17 protein-coding genes are annotated in these 22,435 nt (G+C 42.5%); 14 read left to right on the top strand and 3 right to left on the bottom strand.

From position 1 onward, the window contains the following. Positions 1-28 precede the first annotated feature (28 nt). The gene (locus DBR43_RS05435) at positions 29-3,307 is read right to left on the bottom strand and encodes a carboxypeptidase regulatory-like domain-containing protein (RefSeq protein WP_124578651.1); all 3,279 of its coding nucleotides are present in this window, start codon (positions 3,305-3,307) and stop codon (positions 29-31) included. 55 nt (positions 3,308-3,362) lie between these two features. Next, complete coding sequence (locus DBR43_RS05430; protein WP_124578649.1) at positions 3,363-4,325, bottom strand: MBL fold metallo-hydrolase; 963 nt, start codon at positions 4,323-4,325, stop codon at positions 3,363-3,365. Between the two features lie 185 nt (positions 4,326-4,510). Here DBR43_RS05430 and DBR43_RS05425 point away from each other — a divergent pair, with 185 nt between their 5' ends. The 11 genes from DBR43_RS05425 to DBR43_RS05375 all read left to right on the top strand — a co-directional run bounded on the left by DBR43_RS05425 (position 4,511) and on the right by DBR43_RS05375 (position 16,378). Then, on the top strand, positions 4,511-4,972 hold the full coding sequence (locus DBR43_RS05425) for a hypothetical protein (protein ID WP_124578647.1): 462 nt from the start codon (positions 4,511-4,513) through the stop codon (positions 4,970-4,972). Between the two features lie 74 nt (positions 4,973-5,046). Next, positions 5,047-5,520 (top strand): DUF3347 domain-containing protein, encoded by a 474-nt coding sequence (locus tag DBR43_RS05420; RefSeq protein ID WP_124578646.1) that lies wholly within the window; start codon positions 5,047-5,049, stop codon positions 5,518-5,520. A 33-nt stretch (positions 5,521-5,553) separates the two neighbouring features. Beyond that, a complete protein-coding gene (locus DBR43_RS05415) occupies positions 5,554-6,129 on the top strand; it encodes a DUF3347 domain-containing protein (RefSeq protein WP_124578644.1) in 576 nt (191 codons plus the stop codon). A 9-nt stretch (positions 6,130-6,138) separates the two neighbouring features. Further along, on the top strand, positions 6,139-6,603 hold the full coding sequence (locus tag DBR43_RS05410; protein ID WP_124578642.1) for a heme-binding domain-containing protein: 465 nt from the start codon (positions 6,139-6,141) through the stop codon (positions 6,601-6,603). Between the two features lie 3 nt (positions 6,604-6,606). Beyond that, the gene (locus DBR43_RS05405; RefSeq protein ID WP_124578640.1) at positions 6,607-8,946 is read left to right on the top strand and encodes a multicopper oxidase domain-containing protein; all 2,340 of its coding nucleotides are present in this window, start codon (positions 6,607-6,609) and stop codon (positions 8,944-8,946) included. A 74-nt stretch (positions 8,947-9,020) separates the two neighbouring features. Continuing rightward, positions 9,021-9,641 (top strand): hypothetical protein, encoded by a 621-nt coding sequence (locus DBR43_RS05400; RefSeq protein ID WP_124578638.1) that lies wholly within the window; start codon positions 9,021-9,023, stop codon positions 9,639-9,641. Between the two features lie 65 nt (positions 9,642-9,706). Beyond that, positions 9,707-10,678, top strand: a complete 972-nt coding sequence (locus tag DBR43_RS05395; RefSeq protein WP_124578636.1) for a DUF1080 domain-containing protein — start codon at positions 9,707-9,709, stop codon at positions 10,676-10,678. Positions 10,679-10,783: 105 nt separating this feature from the next. Next, complete coding sequence (locus DBR43_RS05390; RefSeq protein WP_124578634.1) at positions 10,784-12,142, top strand: sensor histidine kinase; 1,359 nt, start codon at positions 10,784-10,786, stop codon at positions 12,140-12,142. Next, positions 12,139-12,825, top strand: coding sequence for a response regulator transcription factor (locus DBR43_RS05385; RefSeq protein WP_124578632.1), 687 nt, complete (start codon positions 12,139-12,141; stop codon positions 12,823-12,825). The genes DBR43_RS05390 and DBR43_RS05385 overlap by 4 nt, the downstream gene beginning before the upstream one ends. An 85-nt stretch (positions 12,826-12,910) precedes the next feature. Beyond that, positions 12,911-15,724, top strand: coding sequence for a TonB-dependent receptor (locus DBR43_RS05380; RefSeq protein ID WP_124578630.1), 2,814 nt, complete (start codon positions 12,911-12,913; stop codon positions 15,722-15,724). Between the two features lie 6 nt (positions 15,725-15,730). Next, positions 15,731-16,378 (top strand): hypothetical protein, encoded by a 648-nt coding sequence (locus DBR43_RS05375; RefSeq protein ID WP_124578628.1) that lies wholly within the window; start codon positions 15,731-15,733, stop codon positions 16,376-16,378. Positions 16,379-16,415: 37 nt separating this feature from the next. On the opposite strand, the gene DBR43_RS05370 is transcribed toward DBR43_RS05375, so the two are convergent. Continuing rightward, positions 16,416-16,646 carry a hypothetical protein gene (locus tag DBR43_RS05370; protein WP_124578626.1) on the bottom strand — a complete coding sequence of 77 codons (231 nt, stop codon included), beginning with the start codon at positions 16,644-16,646 and terminating at the stop codon, positions 16,416-16,418. Positions 16,647-16,942: 296 nt separating this feature from the next. Between DBR43_RS05370 and DBR43_RS05365 the strand changes: the two genes are divergently transcribed. The 3 genes from DBR43_RS05365 to DBR43_RS05355 all read left to right on the top strand — a co-directional run bounded on the left by DBR43_RS05365 (position 16,943) and on the right by DBR43_RS05355 (position 22,430). After that, positions 16,943-17,521: an RNA polymerase sigma factor gene (locus DBR43_RS05365; RefSeq protein WP_124578625.1), complete on the top strand. Its 579-nt coding sequence runs from the start codon at positions 16,943-16,945 to the stop codon at positions 17,519-17,521. Positions 17,522-17,604: 83 nt separating this feature from the next. Further along, positions 17,605-18,765 (top strand): FecR family protein, encoded by a 1,161-nt coding sequence (locus DBR43_RS05360; RefSeq protein ID WP_124578624.1) that lies wholly within the window; start codon positions 17,605-17,607, stop codon positions 18,763-18,765. 239 nt (positions 18,766-19,004) lie between these two features. Next, complete coding sequence (locus tag DBR43_RS05355; protein WP_124578623.1) at positions 19,005-22,430, top strand: TonB-dependent receptor; 3,426 nt, start codon at positions 19,005-19,007, stop codon at positions 22,428-22,430. Positions 22,431-22,435 lie beyond the last annotated feature (5 nt).

Raw genomic sequence — 22,435 nt, 5'->3', positions numbered from 1 at the left:
CACCTTTTTTATTTACTGGTATCTTTTATTAGTTAAAGCGGTATTTTACGCCGAACTGCATTCTCCACCTTGCAGTTTCATCAATACTGCTGGAAAACGAATTCACCATTGGTGAAGCATTCGTTGCATCCATGTAAGGGAAAGAGAAACTTGGTTTATTGGTCAGCGGATCTATTCCTTTATAGTTCAATAGTCCATTGGCCCTGTTGGCAAATTTAGGCACTCCCCATGTTTTGTTGAGCAGGTTTCCGAAATTGAAAACGTCAAATGTAATTTGTAAAGAGTGTTTTTTGTTGCTTACACTGGTGAATAAATCCTGTGCAATACGCAGGTCTAATGTACCGACCATATTTCCTACCAGACCGTTTCTTTGCGCATAGGTACCTCTTCTTTTGTTCAGGTAGTTGTCCTGGCTGATATAGCTGTCCAGCTGGGCCCAGATTTGATCAGGTGTCCGCAAATCGGTGGTTTTATCAGTGATTTCCGGTACCAGTATGATTTCAGATTTATTTCTCGGCACATAAATCAGGTCATTGCCTTTCAGGCCGTCATTGTTAAGGTCGCCACCATAAGTGTAAGAATATCTAAGTCCATCCTGTAACTGATAGAACATCGAGACCGTGGTTCCAAGGTGATTGAAGTATTCTTTTCTGTAAACCAGTGAAGCGATAAAACGGCTTTTCACCATATAAGTAGAGTACGACATGGCATCCGAGTTGGGATCTCCGGAAACCTGTCTGTCTCTCCACATGGATTGTGCAATCGTTCCTCCATCATTTACAGAGCGGGAATCGGTATAGGTATAACCTGCGGTTGCGAAAAAGCCTCCTTTAAATTCTTTCGAGAGTGTTCCTGTTAAGGATAAGCTGTATCCTTTGTTGGTATTTGTCATCACTATCGCGTCAGAAATGTTTGGTTTTGCAGGTGTTGGTGTACCCGGACCATAGATTCTGGAGCTTTTATAAACCGGGCGGTTGTCTGCACCGACTAATGGGCTGGAGTCGTTGGTATTCAGGTTCACATTCCTGAAATAAACGGAATTGATGTCTTTTGAATATAAAGCTTCAATCGTTCCGTTGATTCCTCCCGGAAGTTTCTGGTCTACCGCCAGGTTGGAGCGCCATACCTGCATAAACTTGAAATCAGGTGCGGTTACCGCCAGGTTGTAAGCGGTATTGCTCGATGCTGTAGATTTGTTTACATTTCTATAAGCGTCAACATCCGGGGTAAAAGGACGGTTTGTTGGGTTTGCGATGGATTCTGATCCAAACTGAACCCCGTTATTGCTCGATTGGTTAGAGATCCATACCAATGGCGGGCGGCCCGTGAATAGTCCGGTTCCACCGCGAACCTGTGTTTTACCTTCGTTGTTTACATTCCAGTTAAAGCCCAGTCTCGGCGACCATAATATCGCGGTTTTTGGGTATCTGCTGACATCGATTTTCTCTCCGTTCACAAAGCTCAGATTCTCTACATTCTCGTTCCTCAGGGTTGAAGAAGAGGAGATGTCGGTTAAGTCGGCACGGAGTCCGGCGGTTAACTTAAACTGATCGCTGATGGTAAAGGCATCCTGTACATACAAACCATAGATATTGGATTGTGTTTTGGCATAAGGAAAAGATCCGTCAGGCATTACAGAATACTGAATGCTGTAATTGGCGGCGTTAGAGACCCCGTTTTTCGCACTGCTGTAAAAATCATCCAGGCTTTTGAAAGAATAGGCGCCATAGTAATTCGGGGCAAAACCGTTTAAGGTTCTATAGCCTTCATAGTTGAAACCAAGGGTGATTTCATGACGGCCTGCATAGATGTTTAAGTTATCTGTTACCTGATAAACTTTTGTTTTCAGGGTGTTGAAAGCAGTGAACGGTTCATAACCGAAAGCCGTGGAGGAGGTCCCATCGGAATTCATGATGTCTACCAGCGGGAATGGTTTACCACCTTTAGACTCTCTGAAATCGTTCATGTTGTTGAATCCAACTGTCAGCTGATTGGAGATGGTGTTGCTGATCCGGGTTCTGAATTCCAGGTTCAGGTTGTCCATGTTGTTATTGATTCCGTAACCGGCAGACTGGAATGGAAGTCCTTGTCTGGATGGCTGACGGTTGTTTGCCGGTGCACCACTGTTGCTGGGCAGGATGTCTTTATAAGACCTGAAATAGAAGTATTTTAAACTTAAAGTGTTTTTATCGTCAATGTTGTAATCCACTTTGGCAGATAATTTATCACTTCTGGTATTGAGGGCATAGTTTTGATATGGACCTGGATTATATCCCAATCCCTGCAGATAGGTACTCAATGCGTCCAGGTTTTCTGCTTTCACCTGAGAGACATTTGGTCCGGTGCTGCCATCACGGGAAGCCACAAAACCGGTTCCCGGATCAGTACGTCTTTCGAGTTCTCCGCTTAAGAAGAAGAACAATTTGTTTTTGATGATCGGACCACCCAGGGTCAATCCATATCCTTTCAGGTTAAAATTCGTAACCGGTGCTTTCAGTCCGGCATAGTTGTAATCATTAACGAGGTCCTGGTTTCGGAAGTAACTGTTTAGGGTTCCCTGAAATTCGTTCGTTCCACTTTTCGTTACTGCATTGATTGCAGCTCCTGTAAATCCGCTTTGGCGGATGTCGTAAGGTGCGATATTGACATTGATCTCTTCAAAAGCATCCATGTTGATCGGCTGAGAGCCAGTCTGGCTGCCAATCGTTCCCTGTAAACCAAAAGCATTGTTAAACAAGGCACCATCGACTGTGAAGTTATTACCTACATTGCTTCTTCCTGCAAAGCTCGGACTGCCGAACTGCACCGAAAACTGCGGTGTAAGTTTCACGAAATCTGTAAAACTTCTGTTTAAGGTAGGTAAGTTCTGAATTGCGGTTCTGGAAATGTTTTGTGCGGCACCCGTTCTGCCGGAATTAAAGACCTTGCTTTGTGTAGCGGTCACCGTAACTTCCGACAGGTTATTGGCATCTTCGCTCAGCTTCACATTTAAAGTTGCATTCTGACTCAGGGCCAGTTTTTCTATGCGGTCGGTATTGCTTTTGTAACCTACAAAGGATACTGTGATGGAATAAGGACCGCCGATTCGCATCGCCGGAATATTGTATCGGCCATCTGACCGGGTTGATGTGGCATATCTTGTCCCTGAAGGCTCATGAACTGCAATCACAGATGCGCCCGCAATCGGGCCTCCTGCGTCTGCAACCAAACCATTGATGGAAGCGGTAGTTTCATTTTGTGCCCGGACCAATTGTCCGCCGAGCATCAAAAAAGTAGTCAGTAGAAATAGGAATAGATGTTTTTTCATGAAGTTTTTTTCTGCAAAATTACTTCTTGAAAGCAGTCTTTATGATAGTGTTGTGTTAATTTATTATTAACATCCGTCCTTGCTCCGGAAAAATTAACTTTAAATTTAAGTTGTTTGCGGCTTTGAGTTGTTTTTTGATTCTTTCTTCTTTATAAATTGGCGGTTTCCGATGTGTGACGATAAAGGAGAGTTTTCTGAAAGCTGCGGTTTCAGTTAGTTGTTGTAATTGCTGAAGTTCTTTAAAAAAGAGTTTTGGGGTCAGGTGTCCGAAGAGTTGGTTTTCGGGCTGCTCATTCGGGAAAGATACTTCTAAGAATATCGCCTTTAACTGGCCTGAATTTACCAATGGCGCTACTTTTTGCCATAATTTCTTTAAGCGGTCGGACTTTTCGATCTCGTCAGCTCCGGTATCTCCCAAATACAAAACATAACTTTCATTGGCTTTCAGCAGAAAGGCAGTGCTTTGATAAGGGTTGCCATGACTCAAAGTATAAGCCTGAACCGTCATCTCTGTTCCATCCAAAGCCTGAGACTTGTCTTCTTCAAGTGGGGTATAGGTGTATTTTTTCAATTGAGGTTTTTCTCCTTCATTTGCAAAGTTTGCCCAGGCATCCCAGGTAAAGTATTTATCCCTGATGATGTTTAACACTTTTGGCATTGAATATATATTTTTGGAACTATCTGCCGGAGAATTGATGATCAGGCCCGCCAGGTGATCCAGATGGGCATGGGATATTAAATAGCCTTTCACCTGTTTTTTCAGGACCTCCTGAGTAGAGCCTTTAAAGATGCCACGTTGAATTGCTTTTTGAATGCCTGCATGAATGGTTCCTGCGTCAAGGGCGATATAGTTGTCGCTCTGAAGAGGGGCAAGGAGGTAGGCTGAGAGATTACTTTCATCATCACCACCTTTAACGCCAAGGGGAACGATCTTAAAGGACGTGTTCGTTTGCTGCGCAAAGGAGCTGAGTCCGCTAAGGAGTACGAAGGATAAAATACAGGAGATTCTTTTTAGCATAATCAATGGTATTAACGGGAGCAAAGATACCGCTCAGAAAGATGCAAATCCCAGGTCTGTAAAAAGGAATTTCGTAGTTTTCAATAAGCGCTTGTTTGTCAGCCCTTTTGTCCTGACCGTATCTTATAAAAATTTCACAGAATTATATAAATTGTTGTAGGATAACTGAATTAACTTTGTGTCTGATGAACAGAAAGTCCGCCATATCCCGAAAAGCAGTTTTCCTCCTGATCGTATTCCTTTTGAATACGGTGGTTGGTTTTGCCTGCTCGGTAGGTATGGGAATGGGGGCCGTTAAAGCCCATCATCACGATGCCAGGGAATCGAAAGCAGACCATCATCACCATAAAGGCGAACACGATCACCATGCATCGAAAGGAGATCACCATCATTCCTCCAAGGAGAAAAAAACAAACGGGGACTGTTGTACAGATCAGGTCCAAAAAATCGAAAAGACCGATAAGCTGAGTCCTCCGGTTTTGGAGTTCAGTACTTATCAGCCATTTTATACCCTTATATTTCCAAATTACGTCCTTTTGGAGGCCTCTGTGTCTTCATTGTACACCCTTCGTCCCAAATATTTTGTTCGGGATGAACATCCCCCCATTCCTGACATCAGGATTGCCCTGCAAAGTTTTCAGATTTGAGATGATGTTTTAACAGCGTTTTTCAGGTTAGCATTGCGCTAATCCCATTTGCTTTTAACATCAATTCAATCAAAATGAAAAAGATATTTCTTATCGTTGCCTTCGTTGCAACCTTCTTTGTGCAAAATGGTTTTGCACAGGACCCTACTCATGATTCGAAACCGGATCAGTTACTCGATTTATATTATCAGATCAAGGATGCCCTGGTAAAAGGAAACCCTACGCTGGCAGCCAATACGGCCGAAGCATTTTCAAAATCAGCCTTAGTGGCAAAAGGCCTTCCTGAGGCTGACCGTAAAGCACTTCTTAAAGATGCTTCCTCCATTTCTGCTACAAAAGATCTGAAAGAACAACGCGTTTATCTTGCGGAGTTTTCCGAGCACATGTTTGCGCTCGCAAAGTCTGTAAAGCTGAGCTCTGATCCGATTTATAAGATCTATTGCCCGATGAAAAAGGTCAACTGGCTCAGTAAAGAATCAGCGATCAAAAATCCTTACTACGGAACTGCCATGCTGACTTGCGGCAAAGTAACGGAAACACTTAAATAATCTTAAAAAATTAACTTATCTTAATCTAATAAAATGAAACTATTCATCTTTAGTACACTGCTTTCTACTTTATTTCTTGCTGCGTGCAGCAACAGCAGTTCTACGACCAGTCCATCGGATTCAACACAAAATACAGATACTACGGCATCCCTAACTTCATCAGAAAAAACAAAACCTGCTCCGGCAGATGGAATCATTAATGGCTACCTGCAACTGAAAAATGCGTTGGTGGCAGATGATGATAAAGCGGCTGCGGAGGCTGGAAATGCAATGATGAAAGCTATGGCGGCATTTGATAAAACAACGTTAAGTGCTGAGCAGGCCAAAATCTATGGGGACATAGAAGGTGCTGTAAAAGAACATGCGGAACATATCGGAGAGAATGTCGGTAATATTCACCATCAAAGGGAACATTTTGAAAGTTTAAGTCAGGATATCTATGACCTGGCAAAAGCTGTAGGAACTGGTCAGAAGTTATATTTTGACCATTGTCCAATGTATAACGGTAAAAAAGGAGCGAATTGGCTCAGCGAAACAAAGGAAATCAAAAATCCATATTTAGGAAAGTCAATGCCTGACTGTGGATCGCTGAAGGAAGAACTTAATTAGACGATATTCATGAAAAGGACAAAGGTGGTGCTATTGACCTTATTCGCTTTATTTCTAATTATTCAGTTGATCAGACCTGTCCGCAATGAACGCGGGCAGGCTCCTGAAGCTGATATCAGCAGTCTTTATGGGATGCCGGAGCAGGTACATGGGATTTTTAAAAGGGCTTGTTATGACTGTCATAGCAACAGCACCATTTATCCCTGGTACGCAAATATCCAACCTCTGGGTTGGTGGCTGGCAGAGCACATCCGGGAAGGGAAAGAAGAATTGAATTTTAACGAGTTTGGAACTTACTCTCTGCGCAAGCAAAAAAGTAAATTAAAATCTATTGCAGGTAGTATAGAAGACAACAGCATGCCTTTGTCTTCTTATATCCTGATTCACAAAAATGCAAAGTTGTCCTCAAGTGATAAAGCCCTGATTATAGCTTGGCTGAACAGCACAAGGGACCGCATTTCATTAAACAAATAACCTATGAAAAGGACATTAATAATGGTACTGTTGTTTGGCTTTTCGCAAATGGTCCTTGCACAACATGAAGGGCATCAAATGCCGGTGGGGCAACCGAAGAAAGCCGTTTCAGGAAAGCCGGTTGTATTGGAGAAAAGCAGTTTGAAAGTAAAAGCGCAGCCTAAATCAGTACGTTACGACTTATACATTAAGGATACAACGGTTAATTATTCGGGAAAAGAGAAAAAGGCGATTGCCATTAATGGCAGTATTCCCGGACCTGTGCTGACCTTTACCGAAGGAGATACGGCGGTGGTATATGTACACAACCTCATGCATATGGAGACCTCGATCCACTGGCATGGTGTTTTTCTGCCCAACCGTTATGATGGTGTTCCCTATCTGACACAGATGCCGATTAAGCCTCATGCTACTTTTGTTTACAAATTTCCGGTTATCCAGAACGGTACCTATTGGTACCATAGTCATACAGAAATGCAGGAGCAAAGCGGAATGTACGGAGCGCTGATTTTTAATAAGGTGAATGAACCGGAGATTCCGACCATTCCTGTGGTATTGAGCGACTGGACGGATATGAACCCGATGGAGGCAGACCGCTTTTTACATACAGCGAACGATTGGTTTGCCATTAAAAAAGGAACAACCCAAAGTTATGCTGAAGCGATACAAAAAGGACATTTTAAAACCAAGCTGACCAATGAATGGAAGCGGATGAGTGCGATGGATGTGAGTGATGTCTATTATGAAAAGTTTCTCAGCAATGGGAAACCTGAACTCAGCTATGCTCAGTTTAAGGCGGGGGATAAGGTGAGGCTGAGGATGGTCAATGGAGGAGCCTCTACTTATTTCTGGCTCAGTTATTCAGGAGGAAAAATTACTGTGGTCGGCAACGATGGCAATGATGTGGAGCCTGTGGAAGTAGACCGGCTGATCATTGCTCCTTCAGAAACCTACGATGTGGTTGTCACCATCCCGCAAAATATGCAGTATGAGTTTTTGTCGACCGCAGAAGACCGGACCAATTCAACTTCAATCTGGCTGGGGGCGGGGATGAAGATGCCGGCAAAACCTTTAGGCAAGCTGAAATACTTTGAAGGGATGAAGATGATGAACGACATGATGAAAATGGATGGAAGCATGGCGCCAATGGAAGGGATGGAAATGAGCAATCAGCAAATGGATATGAACAATGTCATGTATCCGGAGATTACAGGAGCCGAAGCGGGAAAAACAACGAAGAAAGTGGAAAAGAAAGGCCATGATAAGAAAACCATGGATCATAAGAAAACCATGGGCAATATGGAAGGCATGGAGATGGGGGGAGCTGATTCCGAAATCGTAACCCTAAATTACGGAATGCTGCGTGCTACGGAGAAGACGACACTTAGGAAAGGACCGGAAAGGTTGCTGAAGTTTGAGCTGACCGGAAATATGGACCGCTATGTCTGGACCCTGGACAATAAAACTGTTTCTGAATCAGATCGAATCCTGATTAAAAAAGGAGAGAATGTAAAAATTATCCTCTATAACAACTCTATGATGCGTCATCCGATGCATTTACATGGGCATGATTTTAGGGTATTAAACGGACAGGGAGAATATGCGCCACTAAAGAATGTACTGGATATCCTGCCTATGGAAACTGATACCCTTGAATTTGCGGCGACTGAAAGTGGCGATTGGTTTTTTCACTGCCATATCCTTTACCACATGATGAGTGGGATGGGAAGGGTCTTCAGCTATGAAAATTCCCCTCCAAATCCTGAAATTCCGAATCCTAAGTATGCGCAACGTATGTTAAACAGCGACGACAGGAAGTTTCACCTGATGGGAATGGCCGGACTGGAAAGCAATGGAAGCGATGGACAGCTGATGTTATCCAATACCCGTTACCGTCTTTCTACGGAATGGAGATTAGGCTTCAAAGCGCACCATGGTATGGAAAGTGAGACCTATTTCGGCAGGTATTTGGGTAAGACCCAATGGCTGTTTCCTTTTATAGGTTTCGATTATCATTATAACCCGGTCAGAAATGAAAGCGAAAAGAATATGTTCGGACAGCTGAGCAATCAAAAGAACAGAAAGGCAATAACTGCGGGTATCCAATACACCTTGCCCATGCTGATTGTTGCCGAAGCAAGGGTGGATAGCAAGGGCAAGCTGCGTTTTCAGTTGAAACGTGAAGATGTTCCGGTTACGAACAGGTTAAGGTTTAGTTTTTCTGCAAATACAGATAAAGAATATATGACTGGTTTCCGGTATATCGTTACCAAATATTTCTCTTTGTCCACGCATTACGACAGCGATATGGGCTATGGCGGCGGAATTACATTAAGTTATTAAGTCTGCGTTTTTATTTTTAAGTTTAAAACCAAGCTGAATCCCTGCTTTTGGGCGATTAAGAAAATAGAGGCAGTATGAAAATTTCAAGAAATGATCCTTACGATTCTAATTTGTGTATCAGGGGTTTAGGTGTGTTGCTGACACAGATGCATTCCGACCTTTATGAGTATACCTACTTTCTGACTTTTAAAAAGTCGATGAAATCTTATGCTAAAGATTTCAATGATCCATACGAACAAAGCATCGAAGACCTGGGTTTCTTTGAAAAAATTGAAGATCCTTTCGTTCAAAATTGCTTTGACGCCCAGCTGAAGCTGATCCATTGTAAGGGAGAACTGACCTTAAGGTTTGGAATTGATGAGGTAGAGGATTTGGAAGACCCTTTACTTGTGATTCAGGCCTTACGTTACAGGCCATATATCCTGGTCTTTAAAAGATCCAAAAGTTATAAAAAGTTAAAGCTTTATTATGAGCGCTCCTTATCGGAGTTTATTGAGAGCCTGTACTTCTATGCCTGTGTATTGACAGCGGAGAGTTATAAGATTCCATTGGTATTGAAAAGGCGTTTTGTCCTTCCAAATGAGGAAAGTTTCCGCTTGTTGAATCATGACGACCATACGGTAGAATTATTGACGGAGCTGATCATTGGCTTAAAGAAAAATCTGACCGATTTGAGGTTGCTTATGAAGAAATAGCTGTTACCGCAATTGCGGAATAAATCCTATCTTACGATACCTAATTATTATCATTCGAACCACATATGAATAAAAAATTTCTCTTATTGGGGCTAAGCAGCCTGTTAACATTTGGGGCGGCAAATACACTATTTGCAGCAGACCATTTCCCATCCGCTAAGGTTAAGCAGGAAGTAACTGCAAAAGACTTAATCGGTCGCTGGGACATTACCATGGACGAGGATGGAAAGTCTGTCCCTTCCTGGCTGGAGGTTAAGCTTTCCGGTTACCGCACATTGGTTGGTTATTTTGTCGGCGTATCGGGCAGTGCACGTCCCATTGCAAAAGTAAACTTTGACAAAGGCAAGTTCAGCTTTGCGATTCCACCACAATGGGAGCAAGGTACTCAGGATGTAGTGATTGAAGGAGAGGTATCGGGAACTGAAATTCATGGTACCCTCGTTAGTAGTGAAGGGAAAAAATATACCTGGAAAGGCGTAAAGGCACCCGCATTAAAAAGAACAGTAACCGCCTGGGCTAAGCCAATTGCTTTGTTCAATGGAAAAGACCTGAAGGGCTGGAAAGCACTGGGTAAAAATCAGTGGCTGGTTAAAAATGGTGTATTGACAAGTCCGCAGTCTGGTGCCAATTTGATTTCTGATCAAAAGTTTAATGATTTTAAGTTACATGTAGAATTCAGGTATCAGAAAGGCAGCAATAGCGGGGTGTATTTAAGAGGACGTTATGAAACACAAATCGAAGACAGTCCAAAAGATGCACACCCTTCAAGCGTATTGTTTAGCGGGATATATGGTTTCTTACCACCCAATGAAATTGCTGCTTTAGGTCCAGACAAATGGCAAAGCTATGATATTACGCTGGTTGGCCGGTTGGTAACAGTCGTTGCAAACGGAAAAACGGTGATCAGCAATCAGGAGATTCCGGGAATTACCGGCGGTGCACTGGACAGCAACGAGGGAGAAGCCGGACCGATCTATATTCAGGGAGATCATGGACCGATTGAATTCAGGAAAATTGTGATCACACCAGCAAAATAGATTTATAAAGACTATGCTTTTGGCCTTAAGTTAAAGATAGTTGCAGTTTTGTTAACGAATGTTAATTGCGTTAACAGTTTAAAGTCCATTGACTTATATTTGTCAATGGACTTTATTATTAAGCGCATCTGGTATATCACTATCCCGACTGCAATGGCAGTTTTGGTGTTTCAGTTGTACTGGTTACGCATTACTTATGTAAATCAACAAGTCAGCTTTGAACAGCTGGCGACTGATGCTTTACAAAAAGCCTATGACCAGGCCGTTATAAATTCCCTGCCGGGTAAGGTGGTTACCCTCGGAGAAAAGAGGTCTGTTAAATTATCTGCAAAGCTGGATTTAGAAAACCTTGATGCCGAAAGTCTGCAAAAGCTGATTATGCCATCAAATCCGACTAATCAGGATACGGTATTTACCGTTAAGGAACCAACTGAAAGCATGAACAGTTTCTTGTCTGAAGTGCTTTCCATGAGCTCCTTTTCTCAATTGAACCCTGCAGTATTAAATAAAAGCTATCGGGAAGAACTTAAAATCCGAAAAATTACCCTTCCTTTCAGGTTATCTGTACTTAAGAAAGGAACTAAAATCAATCCCCGTTCGGGAACCATTCTTGTTCAGCTGAAAAACAATAAACAGTTGGTCGCCGCTGAATTTTCAGGAGTGAGTAAGCTGTTGTTAATTAAAATATTGTGGCCCATTGTACTTTCTTTTTTATTGGTGGTGCTGATTACGGGATGCATCGCTCTTTTGGCCAGGATCATTTACCGGCAAAAAAAACTGGAGAACATGAAAAATGATTTCATTAGTAATATCAGTCATGAACTTAAAACACCTCTGGCCATTCTAAGTACAACCAATGATGTTTTATTGAATTTTGACGGCTTAAAAGATCAGGAAAAAACAGAGCGTTACCTGAGGTTAAGCAAAGATGAGCTCTATAAATTACAGGGGTTGATTGACGGCATACTTTCCCTCAGCAAAATGGACCATGGGGATCATGGGCTTGGAAAGCCGGAAATGATTTACCTTCATGATTTGCTAAAAGTAGTTGCTTCCCGTTTTATGGAGTTGAAGGGCGTAACAATCGAGCTTGATCTTCAGGTCAATAACTATCTGGTCAATACCTGGCCGGAGGCCTTAAAAACAGTACTTTCCAATCTTCTGGATAATGCGATTAAATATACTCCCGGAAACGACAAATTGATCAGACTTGCTGTTACACAGGATTCAAAGCATTATTTTTTCAGCATTACTGATTTTGGAATAGGGATTAGTGAGGAGCATCAAGCCTATGTCTTCGATAAATTTTACCGTGTTCCACAGGGAAATATTCATGAGGTTAAAGGCTATGGCCTGGGACTTAGTCATGTGAAAAGCCTGATCGAAAAGATGGGTGGAGAAATTAGTGTGGTTAGTCAGTTGAAAAAAGGATCAGTATTTACCGTCCAATTGAATAAGAAATGAATGATGAAGTAAAGTTATTATTGGTCGAAGATGAGCCGATACTCGCAGGAGTAGTGAAAGAAACCCTGGAAATGAAAGGTTTTAAGGTAAGCCATGCCAGCAATGGTCTGGAAGGTCTAGATCATTTTCAGCATTTTAATCCGGATTTATGCATTATCGATATCATGATGCCGCAGAAAGATGGTTTATCGCTGATTGAAGAAATCAGGAGCAGGGATAAACATATTCCATTGATCATACTCACTGCAAAAAGTGAAATTCAGGATGTATTAAAAGGTTTTCATGCCGGGGCCGACGATTATATGAAGAAGCCTTTTAGTGTAGAAGAATTGCTGATGCGCATTCAGGTACTGCTTAAAAGAAGCAGGGCCAGCGGGAATACAAATCCGGATCTTTATTATCTTGGCAACTATATCTTTGATCCCAATCGCCAGGAATTGCATTTTGGTGGTGAAGTTCAGCGGATGTCTCAGCGGGAAGCTGAAATCCTAAAGAGCCTGGCCAATCATTTAAACGAGATTACTTCAAGAAAAGAGATGCTCATTGAGCTTTGGGGAGACGATAGTTTTTTCAATACCCGTAGTATGGATGTGTACATCACCAGGATCCGCAAATACCTGTCGCAGGATGTAAATGTTCAGATCGTGAACGTTCGGGGGAGAGGGTATAAGCTCATCGTATAAGCTTCGGTTTTTTTTCTAACCTTTGTTAAGGTTATATCAACGTTCGTTAACTCAGGTTGGGAAATTGTCACATTAGTTTTGTGACATGATGAGGAGTAACAATAAGTTTTTCGGGCTGATGGCTTTGATCCTGTTGGGATGGACCAGCCCGGCATTTTCACAGCAACAGTTCAGGTCTTTAATCATTGATGCCAATACGGGAGCAGCCTTAACGAATGTTTCGGTTAAGGTGCAGCATCAAAAGGATACTACCGTTAAAAAGTCGGGGGCAACTGATGCCCAGGGCCTGATTATTTTCGACCGGCTTCAAAAAGGAGATTATAACCTGCAGATCCATGCCATCGGCTACACAGACACATTGATTCATTTCAGTATTCCTGCAGGTAAGTTCAAGACCTTTCCAGGTAACATATATCTCCGGCCCGACCGGGGAATTCAGTTAAAAGAAGTCGTCATTAAAGACGATGGACCGGCTGTAGGGATGAAGGGAGATACCATCGAATACAATGCAACGAAATTCAAAACTAAGGACAATGCTGTTGTTGAAGACCTGCTGAGGAAACTTCCGGGAGTGAATATAGACAAAAGCGGAACGATTAAAGCTCAGGGGGAGGTAGTCCAGCGGGTATTGGTAGATGGAAAAGAGTTCTTTGGCAGTGATCCTTCAGTGGCAACGCGTAACCTGCCTGCTGATATGATCCAGAAAGTGCAGGTTTTGGATAAGAACAGTGACATGGCCGAGTTTACCGGAGTTCCGGATGGGAAACAAATGAAGACCATCAATCTGATTACGAAGAAAGACAGAAAACGGGGGTATTTTGGAAACCTAAATGCCGGGATTGGGGATGCCGGTCGTTATGAGGCGGGAGCGAATGTCAATAGTTTTGTGAATGAAGCACAGCTGTCTTTACTCCTTAAGGGCAATAATGTCAATAAATCGGGTTTCAGTGCAACTGAACTGATCAGGTTACTGAGTCAAAATCCGGAGATGTTCAACAGTCTGCCTCCATCTGCATTGTCGGAACTGATGAAGATGAAATCTGTCAAGATCGAAGGAAGCAGTGAAGCACTTGCGGAGATGGCCCGGCCTTCGGGATTAACAAATACAAAATATGGTGGTTTAAACTTTAACAATGACTGGTCTGACCGCTTTAAGTTTCGCAGCAGTTATTTTTTTAACGATAACAGCACCCTCGATCAGTTCGACAATGCGCGGCAATACCTGCTTTTGCAGTCGCCCTATAATTATTTCCAGTCAGGGACAAAAACAGACCGTACGAATAATCAGCGTATAGATCTGAGCGCTGATGTTAAACTGAGCAACCGCAGTTCTCTTAAAATCAGTCCCCGGATTAATTTAAGCAGTTCCGACAGAAACTCCGATCAGACTTACCGTTCAGTTACGGCAGGAATGCAGGCTATGTCGATAAATGACGGAACGCAATTGTTTAACAGCAAGTCGAGGAACAACCTGTTTAGCGGCAATACGATGTTCAGGCACCGGCTAACAAAACCCGGACGTACATTGGTTTTTGAGATTAGTCCGGAATCTTTTCAGAGCAATAGTGATTTTGTTAATCAATCCAGCAACAATACCTATCAGGCAACCGGGAAAACCACAGAAAACACCGATCAGCAAACGCTGAATACTGGTGATATTTTTAACCTTAACAGCAATCTGGTCTATACTGAGCCACTTTCTTCCCATTACCTTTTACAGGCAGGACAGCAATTCTATTATAGTCATGGGAAATACCTTCGCCAGGTGAAGAATAAAAATACGCTGAATGGTGACTATGACCTTCCTGTTGCTGCTCTGTCAGATAATTACTCCTCGAACAGGATGGAGTACAATAGCAAACTTTCTATCTCCGGAAATTATAAACGGTTTAATTATACAGCCGGCGGGAGCTTTAAACAGAGTTCCGTGAACGGAAATTCAGTGCTTAGAAATTATCAGGTAGATAAACGTTACCAGGCATGGCTGCCTTCGGCATATGCGAGCTATAAAATGTCTGGTTCTTATAAATTGGTGCTGAATTATGCGATGGAGGCCAACATGCCTTCCGTAAGTAATCTGCAGCCAATAGAGGACAATATTGATCCATTATTTACCCGTAAAGGAAACCCGGACCTGGAACAGGAAAAAAGTCAGCGTTTATCTTTGGCTTTTAACTCTTTTAAGCTGAGCTCCGGAAATTCTGTTTACGCTTCTTTTAACCTGAACTGGTATAACCGGCAGATTGCAGATCATACCATTACTGATGAAACGACCGGAAAACAGTTGATTACCCCGATTAATGTAAGTGGTAATTACAGGTATGCGCTAAACATTGGCAAAACAGCCAGACTGGATAAGGGCGGATCTTCTCTGACCGCTGAAATTAATGCCGGCTATTCAAAAAGCAGCCTCATGAACAATTATCTGTTGAACAGCATTAAAACATTTTCTATCAGTCCGGAGCTGTCCTTTAATTACTATTTCGGGAATAAAATCAGCCTTAACGGACGTGGCAGTGCCTCCTGGAACGACCGTAAATTTTCAGGGCCAAGTCGTTTACCAGAGCAAAACTGGCTGCTCAGCTATAGTTTGGAAAGTATAGTGATCCTTCCTTTTAAAATGTCTTTGGAAGGCAGTATGGATGGATTTAGCACGCCGGGTCTGAGTGAGGGTTATAATACCAGTGTGATATTATTAAATGGTGGATTGAATAAAGAAATCGGGAAACAGTTCTCCATAAAAGCTGAGGCAAGAGACCTGTTAAACCGGAATCAAAGCATCAGCAGGATTACAGGGAACGGTTATATCGAAGACAAAAGAAACAATGCATTGGGCAGATTTTTTCAGATTTCTGCAGTTTACAAGTTCAGACATTTTCCAAAATCAAATAAAAAATAGAATCATATGAAAACAAAAATCATGTTATTGCTGGTCACCTTTGGTATCGGCTTTAATTTAAGTGCTCAGGACAAGACCCAGGGTAAAGTGAATTATGAAGTGAGTATAAATTTACACGCTTCCTTAAAACCGGATCAGTTACAATTCAAGGATATGATCCCTGAATTCTCGACCTCTCAGGAAATTCTTTATTTTAAAGGAAATCTGGCAAAAATTGAACGTATAAACCCCGATGAACAGGAAGGTGAAGATGGCGTAAAGGTAAAGATGGATTTTGAGGGAGGCAGACGGGGAATGTACAGTGATGGGACTGTGGAAGGTACCTATTATCTGATTGACAAAGAGGGAAAGAGATCCTTACAGGCGATGGCCGATAAGGTTGGTAAAAAAGAGGGCAGCAAAGAGAATAAGCCTGCTAAAACCAGAGAGATTTTAGGTTTTAGCTGCCAGGGTGTGGTATCAGGGGATGTTACACTATGGATCTGTAAAGAGCTGCCATTTAGAATCGGGCCTTTTGGGCTGTTTTCTAAAGAGGGTGCTATTCTTGGGCTTGATATGAAAACAGGTAAAGCTTATGCAACTTCAATTGATTATGTTCCGGTAAAGGAAGAGGACCTCGTTCTTCCAAAGGATTTGCCTGTAGAAAAGAAATAACATTTGACATCCGCTTTAAAGAGGTAACCGGTATGTATTATACATACTGGTTACGCTGTGCAATTTTCTGACCGATTTCAATCAGCTGCTGGTGGGTCATGAATACATCTGACTTCCATAAACCGCCATTTTCTCCGTTGGCAGGCCATACTGTTCCTACTTCTCTCTCTCCATTAAGCAGTTTGTACTTGTTTTCTTTCTCAAAAGGAACAACTTGTAGCTTTTCTTTTTTGTTGCTCACTGTTACTTCAATGTCAAATGGGTTCATTGGCTTATATTTTAGATAGTTATACCCCTTATAACGTTTTGTTGTTTAAATTGTTTGCTAATTTATAAAATAAATATTTTTAATTGGCAGCAGTGGTATTGTTAATTTCTGTAATTATTTGTTATTTTACTATTAGGAAATTACATCCTCGTTTTTAAAGCACTTTAACCGGGTTTTTTAACCAGAACTTTCATGAACTGAAGTGGTTTTAAAAAAAAGGAATGCCCTCAAAATTCAAAATTGTTTAATCAACATTGACAGGTGTTTGTTACCTTTATGTTAAGGGGAAAATGGGGATGATAACTTATACTGGTCTTAGCGACGGTGAATTGGCTATTTTATTGCAGCAGGGAGACCGGGCTGCTTTTACGGAAATTTACAACAGGTACAAATATCTTTTATACCTGCATGTTTACAAACGTTTAAGGAATGCTGATGAAGCAGAAGACATCATCCATGATCTTTTTGCAGTGTTATGGAACAACAGGGAGAGCTTTGTTTTAAAAACGCACTTATCGGGGTATTTATATACCGCGGTGCGGAACCGGGTCTTTAAATTCATGGCGCATAAAGACATCGAATCTGCCTACATTACTTCCTTTTTTGAAACGGCAAAAAGTGCCGTTAACATTACAGACCATCTTGTCCGCGAGCATCAGATGACCATACTCATTGAGAAAGAGATTGCTGCGCTTCCCTCAAAAATGAGAGAAATATTTGAGCTGAGCCGAAAACATCACCTGTCTCATAAAGAAATAGCCGATCAGTTACAGCTTTCTGAGCAAACGGTTTCCAAACAAGTGACCAATGCACTGAGAATTCTGCGGGCAAAACTCTGGTTTTTGACCTTTCTGGCCTTCTTTATCAAGCCCTGACAATTTTTTTTAAAATAATCTACCTGTTCGGCGGGAGTTGATGGTCTATATCTTTAAACCCAGATCATTAGTGCCCTCAGAAGATGAACAAAGAAGAACTAAAATCATTACTTGAAAAATTCGACGCAGGACATTGTACTGCGGAAGAGGTTGGCATGCTGGAAAGCTGGTATTTGCAATGGAGAACAGATGAAGAGATTGATCTTGCCGATGCAGAAGCTGAACAACGCATAGATCATATCTGGAGCAGGCTCGATGAGGAGCCGGAAGTTCAAAAAACGCCGTTGCGTTTATGGCCGCGCTTTGCAGCTGCGGCTGTGATTCTGATTGCCCTGAGCAGCGCTTTGTTCTTTTATTTCCATCGTGGCGGATCAACTCCTGCAATGATTGCAAAACAGGACGTTCCTGCCGGAGGTAATAAAGCTTATTTGACCCTTGCGGATGGAAAACGAATTGTATTGAACGATGCCGCGAACGGACAACTGGCTAAGGAGACCGGGGTAGCCATTAGTAAGTCGGCAGATGGGCAGCTGATCTATACCCTTTCTGATCAGGGTACAGCTCAAATTACCCAGCCGAGATACAATAAGATTGAAACGCCAAAAGGAGGGCAATACCAGGTTGTTTTGCCGGATGGGACGAAAGTCTGGCTGAATTCCGCTTCCTCACTCCGTTTTCCAGCCATGTTTACAAATTTGAAAACACGGGAAGTTGAATTAAACGGAGAAGCCTATTTTGAAGTTGCCCATAATAAAAAGCAACCTTTTATCGTCAAAACGGCCCGCCAGGAGCTGTCGGTATTGGGAACTCATTTTAACCTGAGCAGCTATGCTGACGAGGACGTCACGAAAACGACTTTGCTTCAGGGAGCTGTACTCATTCGCCGTCTCGGGGACATTGTAAACCCTGTTGAGGGAAAAGATTTTGCAGTACTAAAACCTGGTCAGCAGGCGACACTTCGGAAAAGCATTCAGACCGGTCCAGCAGATATTGAAATGGCTACAGCCTGGAAAGAGGGAAACTTCCTTTTTAAGGAGTTGGACCTGAAAAGTATTTTACGACAGCTCTCCAGATGGTATGATGTAGAGGTCGATTATAGCCACGTTCCGGAAAACAGATTTTTTATGGGATTTATTTCCAGAAGTGTCAACCTTTCAAAAGTGCTTGAGATGTTGGAAATAGCGGGAGGAATACAGTTTGAAATTGACGAAAAGACCATTAAAGTGATCAACTTAAAACACTAAATATTAACCTAAAAACAATGCCTATGTAGTCATTTATACACCGCCTGGAAAAATTAAACCAGATGCGTTGCACCGCATCTGGTTCTATTAAGGCACAGCCGTAAAAAAATAACTCAATCAACGAACCACAACCTTAACTAAACAAATGTATGAATTTCAAAATTCAATACAAGGAACCCTATTGCCCTAAAAAAGGTCTCCCTTCATTCTTCGATTTAAAATCTAAATTAATTTTAATTATGAAATTGACTGCAATTATCGTCCTGATCTGCTGTCTTCATGTTTCAGCATCCGGGTATTCCCAGCAGATCATTTTAACGGAGAAGAATACCCCACTAAAAAATGTTTTACAAAAGCTCAGGAAGCTCAGCGGATATCAGTTGCTGTACGATGCACAGCTCATTGAGAAATCGAGTCCTGTAACCTTAACGCTAACGAATGTTCCGATTGCCTTTGCACTGGAACAGATCTTCAGTCAGCAGCCCTTTACCTTCAGCATCTTTGACAAAACCATTCTCGTGAAGGAAAAGCTCAAAGAGCAGAACTTTCGCACAGAAAGTAAGGTGGTGATGATCATCAATGGTACCGTTAAAGACCTCAATGGAAACCCACTTAACCTGGTGAGCGTGAGAATTAAAGGCGGGAATAAAACGACTGCCACCAATATAGAAGGTCAGTTTTCGATCAATGCACCTGATGAAAATACGATTCTTGTTTTTTCCTGTGTAGGTTTTGTCACTAAAGAACTGCCCGCAAAACAAGGGATGGTGGTGCAGATGGAGCCGGAACTAAACAAACTCAACGAAATGGTCGTGGTGGGCTATGGAAGCACCAGAAGAAAGGACCTGACAGGATCTGTTTCTTCCGTAAATGTGAATGAAGTCAGAGATGTTCCTTTTATGAGTATCGACAATGCACTTGCCGGAAAGACGCCTGGTGTACAGGTAACCAAAGCAGACGGATCTCCGGGGGGTGCGGTAAGGATCAGAATTCGTGGAGGGGCCTCCCTTCTTGGAACAAATGATCCCCTGTATGTGATTGATGGAATTCCTACCGTGATCTCTAATAATTACATCAACGGGCAGTCGGACATCGTGAATCCGGTAGAGGCGGCCAATTATGGTGAAGATTTTAACAACAGTGTTTCCGGAGCATTCTCCAGGGGGCTCAACAATCTTGCGGGGCTGAACATTTCCGATATCGAGAGTATTGACATCCTCAAAGACGCTTCTGCTACGGCGATTTATGGCTCGAAAGCGGCGAATGGTGTGGTGATCATTACCACGAAAAAGGGAAAGCTGAACTCTAAACCACTCCTTAGCGCCAATTATTATGTGGGCTTTAACAAACCGATTAAAGAAAAGGTGTTGAATGCTGAGCAATATAAAGCCGGGCTTAGAGAAGGCGCCAATAACTACATCAATGAGCGTAAACGTTTGAACCTGAGCCTGACAACGGGGACGGCAAAACAAGCTTTAAGCATCCTGAATGATCCTTCATTTTTTGGAAATGCCGATACCGACTGGCTGGATCTGATTTTAAGAACCGGCGTTACCCAGAATGCAGACTTTGCTTTAAGTGGAGGCGGGATCGGATCGAGGTATTATACTTCGCTTAACTATACCAATCAGAATGGAACGATAAAAGGCACTGATTTTACCCGTCTTTCCGGAAAAATAAACCTGGACAGCGAAATCTCCAAACGCCTGCGTCTGATCACTAACCTGAATTTTGGTTATACGAAAAACAACATTACGAACGGAGTTTATGGCCAGGCACTCACTGCGCCACCCACATTTTCTCCTTACAACAGTGATGGTTCTTACTCCGAACTGGGCCTGCTCAGTTCAGATTACAGAGGTTATCAAAACCCACTCGCCGTAATTGCAGGAACCAACAGAGCGAAAGATTATACTTTGATGGGCTCTGTTTCCGCGGAATATGATATCCTGAAAGACCTGAAATTTAAGAGTACGCTATCGGTTAACTATGGCGCTTATAACCAGTTAAACTATGTTCCAAGTTTTGTAGAGATTGGCGGTTTTTACGGTCGTGAAGATTCTCAGGGAGGTTTAGGTACTCAGGCCAGTTCTAACTCTTTGAGTAGTTTTATTGAAAATACGCTGACCTGGAATAAAGAATTTAATGATGACCATCGTTTGAACGTTCTGGCCGGGACATCCTGGGAGAACAATAAAGCCGATTTCTTTTCCGCTACGGGAAGGGGTTTTCCCGATGATTTTATCCTCAATAACCTGGGCTCTGCCGCAACGGCAGTATCGGTAAAAGGCGCAAACCCTGCGAGCCAGAGCTCCCTTTTGTCTTTTTACATCCGGGCGAACTATGTGTTTAAGGATAAATACCTCTTCACTTTTACCGGCAGGTCTGATGCTTCATCCAAGTTTTCACCCTCCAATCAGGTCGGCTATTTTCCTTCCGGAGCGATAGGATGGAGAGTCTCTCAGGAGAACTTCCTGAAAGGTGTGAAATGGATAGATGAGATTAAGATCAGGGCCAGTATGGGTAAAACAGGAACCCAAAGTATTGGCGACCATATGTGGCGGACTTTGTATGCTCCCGACGCTTATGCGGATAAAAATGCACTGGTACCCAACCAGCTGGGCAACGTAAACATCAAATGGGAAGCGACCAGTCAGCAGGACCTTGGGCTGGACTTTTCCTTCTTTAAAGGCAGGTTAGGTGGTACTTTTGGCTATTACAACAAAGTAACCGATGGCGCACTTTTAAACCTTACACCTGCACCCAGCTCTTCTTACAGCAGTGTGATATACAACATTGCCAAAATCAGAAACAGAGGCTTAGAGCTGGACCTGCATGGTGATTTTGTCCGGAGTAAAGGTTTCAGCTGGAATGGTGCCATTAACATTTCAAGAAACATTTCCAAAGTAATCAATATTGACGGCGGTCCTTTTTCTAATCCAAATGACCGGAATGCATTGAACCTGGGCACCAGTATTGTGAAAGAAGGCGAGCCTTTGGGTTTGTTGTACGGTAGGGTTGCAAACGGCGTGATCAAGACCCCACAACAGCTGGAAGATTACAAGAAGGCCTTTCCCTACTGGAGCATTTTTGATCCTTTACTGAACATTGGCGACATGTCTTATGAAATTGAAAATAGTTTCTGGAAGCAGGACATTATTGGGCGTGCGGCTCCTAAATTCTTTGGTGGCTATACCAATACGCTTAGTTATAAGAATTTCAGCCTGATTTCCCTGTTTACTTTTTCTTATGGCGGTGACCTGATTTATCAGAAGGATGTGAGCGATATGGGATTCAACAGCCTGCCCAATAAAGGGATCAGGGCGCTGGAACATTATAGTGAATCGAATACCGGATCAGAACGACCAAGATACATGTTTGATGACACGCCAATGCTGACCAATTTAAATGTGTACGATGCTTCTTATCTAAAGCTTAAATCGCTTACGCTGGCCTATAATGTTTCCCAAAAGATTTTAAAGAAACTGAGGATGAATAACCTGTCTGTATACGCTACAGGGACCAATATCTTCACGGTAACTCATTATCCGGGGCCTGATCCTGAGGTGAGTGACGATCCTGGAAGTGTGATCGGAGGCGGGCGTGATGTGAGTAGTTATCCAACAGTGAAGTCATACACCTTTGGTGTTCGTATGGGATTTTAATCATA

The organism is Pedobacter sp. KBW06, from assembly GCF_003852525.1.
GTDB lineage: Bacteria > Bacteroidota > Bacteroidia > Sphingobacteriales > Sphingobacteriaceae > Pedobacter.
This window is presented reverse-complemented; position numbering and strand designations above follow the sequence as displayed.

Excerpts from the sequence above, each read along its gene's own strand:
- DBR43_RS05435 (WP_124578651.1), bottom strand. The coding sequence starts at position 3,307 with ATGAAAAAACATCTATTCCTATTTCTACTGACTACTTTTTTGATGCTC.
- DBR43_RS05430 (WP_124578649.1), bottom strand. The coding sequence starts at position 4,325 with ATGCTAAAAAGAATCTCCTGTATTTTATCCTTCGTACTCCTTAGCGGA.
- DBR43_RS05425 (WP_124578647.1), top strand. The coding sequence starts at position 4,511 with ATGAACAGAAAGTCCGCCATATCCCGAAAAGCAGTTTTCCTCCTGATC.
- DBR43_RS05420 (WP_124578646.1), top strand. The coding sequence starts at position 5,047 with ATGAAAAAGATATTTCTTATCGTTGCCTTCGTTGCAACCTTCTTTGTG.
- DBR43_RS05415 (WP_124578644.1), top strand. The coding sequence starts at position 5,554 with ATGAAACTATTCATCTTTAGTACACTGCTTTCTACTTTATTTCTTGCT.
- DBR43_RS05410 (WP_124578642.1), top strand. The coding sequence starts at position 6,139 with ATGAAAAGGACAAAGGTGGTGCTATTGACCTTATTCGCTTTATTTCTA.
- DBR43_RS05405 (WP_124578640.1), top strand. The coding sequence starts at position 6,607 with ATGAAAAGGACATTAATAATGGTACTGTTGTTTGGCTTTTCGCAAATG.
- DBR43_RS05400 (WP_124578638.1), top strand. The coding sequence starts at position 9,021 with ATGAAAATTTCAAGAAATGATCCTTACGATTCTAATTTGTGTATCAGG.
- DBR43_RS05395 (WP_124578636.1), top strand. The coding sequence starts at position 9,707 with ATGAATAAAAAATTTCTCTTATTGGGGCTAAGCAGCCTGTTAACATTT.
- DBR43_RS05390 (WP_124578634.1), top strand. The coding sequence starts at position 10,784 with ATGGACTTTATTATTAAGCGCATCTGGTATATCACTATCCCGACTGCA.
- DBR43_RS05385 (WP_124578632.1), top strand. The coding sequence starts at position 12,139 with ATGAATGATGAAGTAAAGTTATTATTGGTCGAAGATGAGCCGATACTC.
- DBR43_RS05380 (WP_124578630.1), top strand. The coding sequence starts at position 12,911 with ATGATGAGGAGTAACAATAAGTTTTTCGGGCTGATGGCTTTGATCCTG.
- DBR43_RS05375 (WP_124578628.1), top strand. The coding sequence starts at position 15,731 with ATGAAAACAAAAATCATGTTATTGCTGGTCACCTTTGGTATCGGCTTT.
- DBR43_RS05370 (WP_124578626.1), bottom strand. The coding sequence starts at position 16,646 with ATGAACCCATTTGACATTGAAGTAACAGTGAGCAACAAAAAAGAAAAG.
- DBR43_RS05365 (WP_124578625.1), top strand. The coding sequence starts at position 16,943 with ATGATAACTTATACTGGTCTTAGCGACGGTGAATTGGCTATTTTATTG.
- DBR43_RS05360 (WP_124578624.1), top strand. The coding sequence starts at position 17,605 with ATGAACAAAGAAGAACTAAAATCATTACTTGAAAAATTCGACGCAGGA.
- DBR43_RS05355 (WP_124578623.1), top strand. The coding sequence starts at position 19,005 with ATGAAATTGACTGCAATTATCGTCCTGATCTGCTGTCTTCATGTTTCA.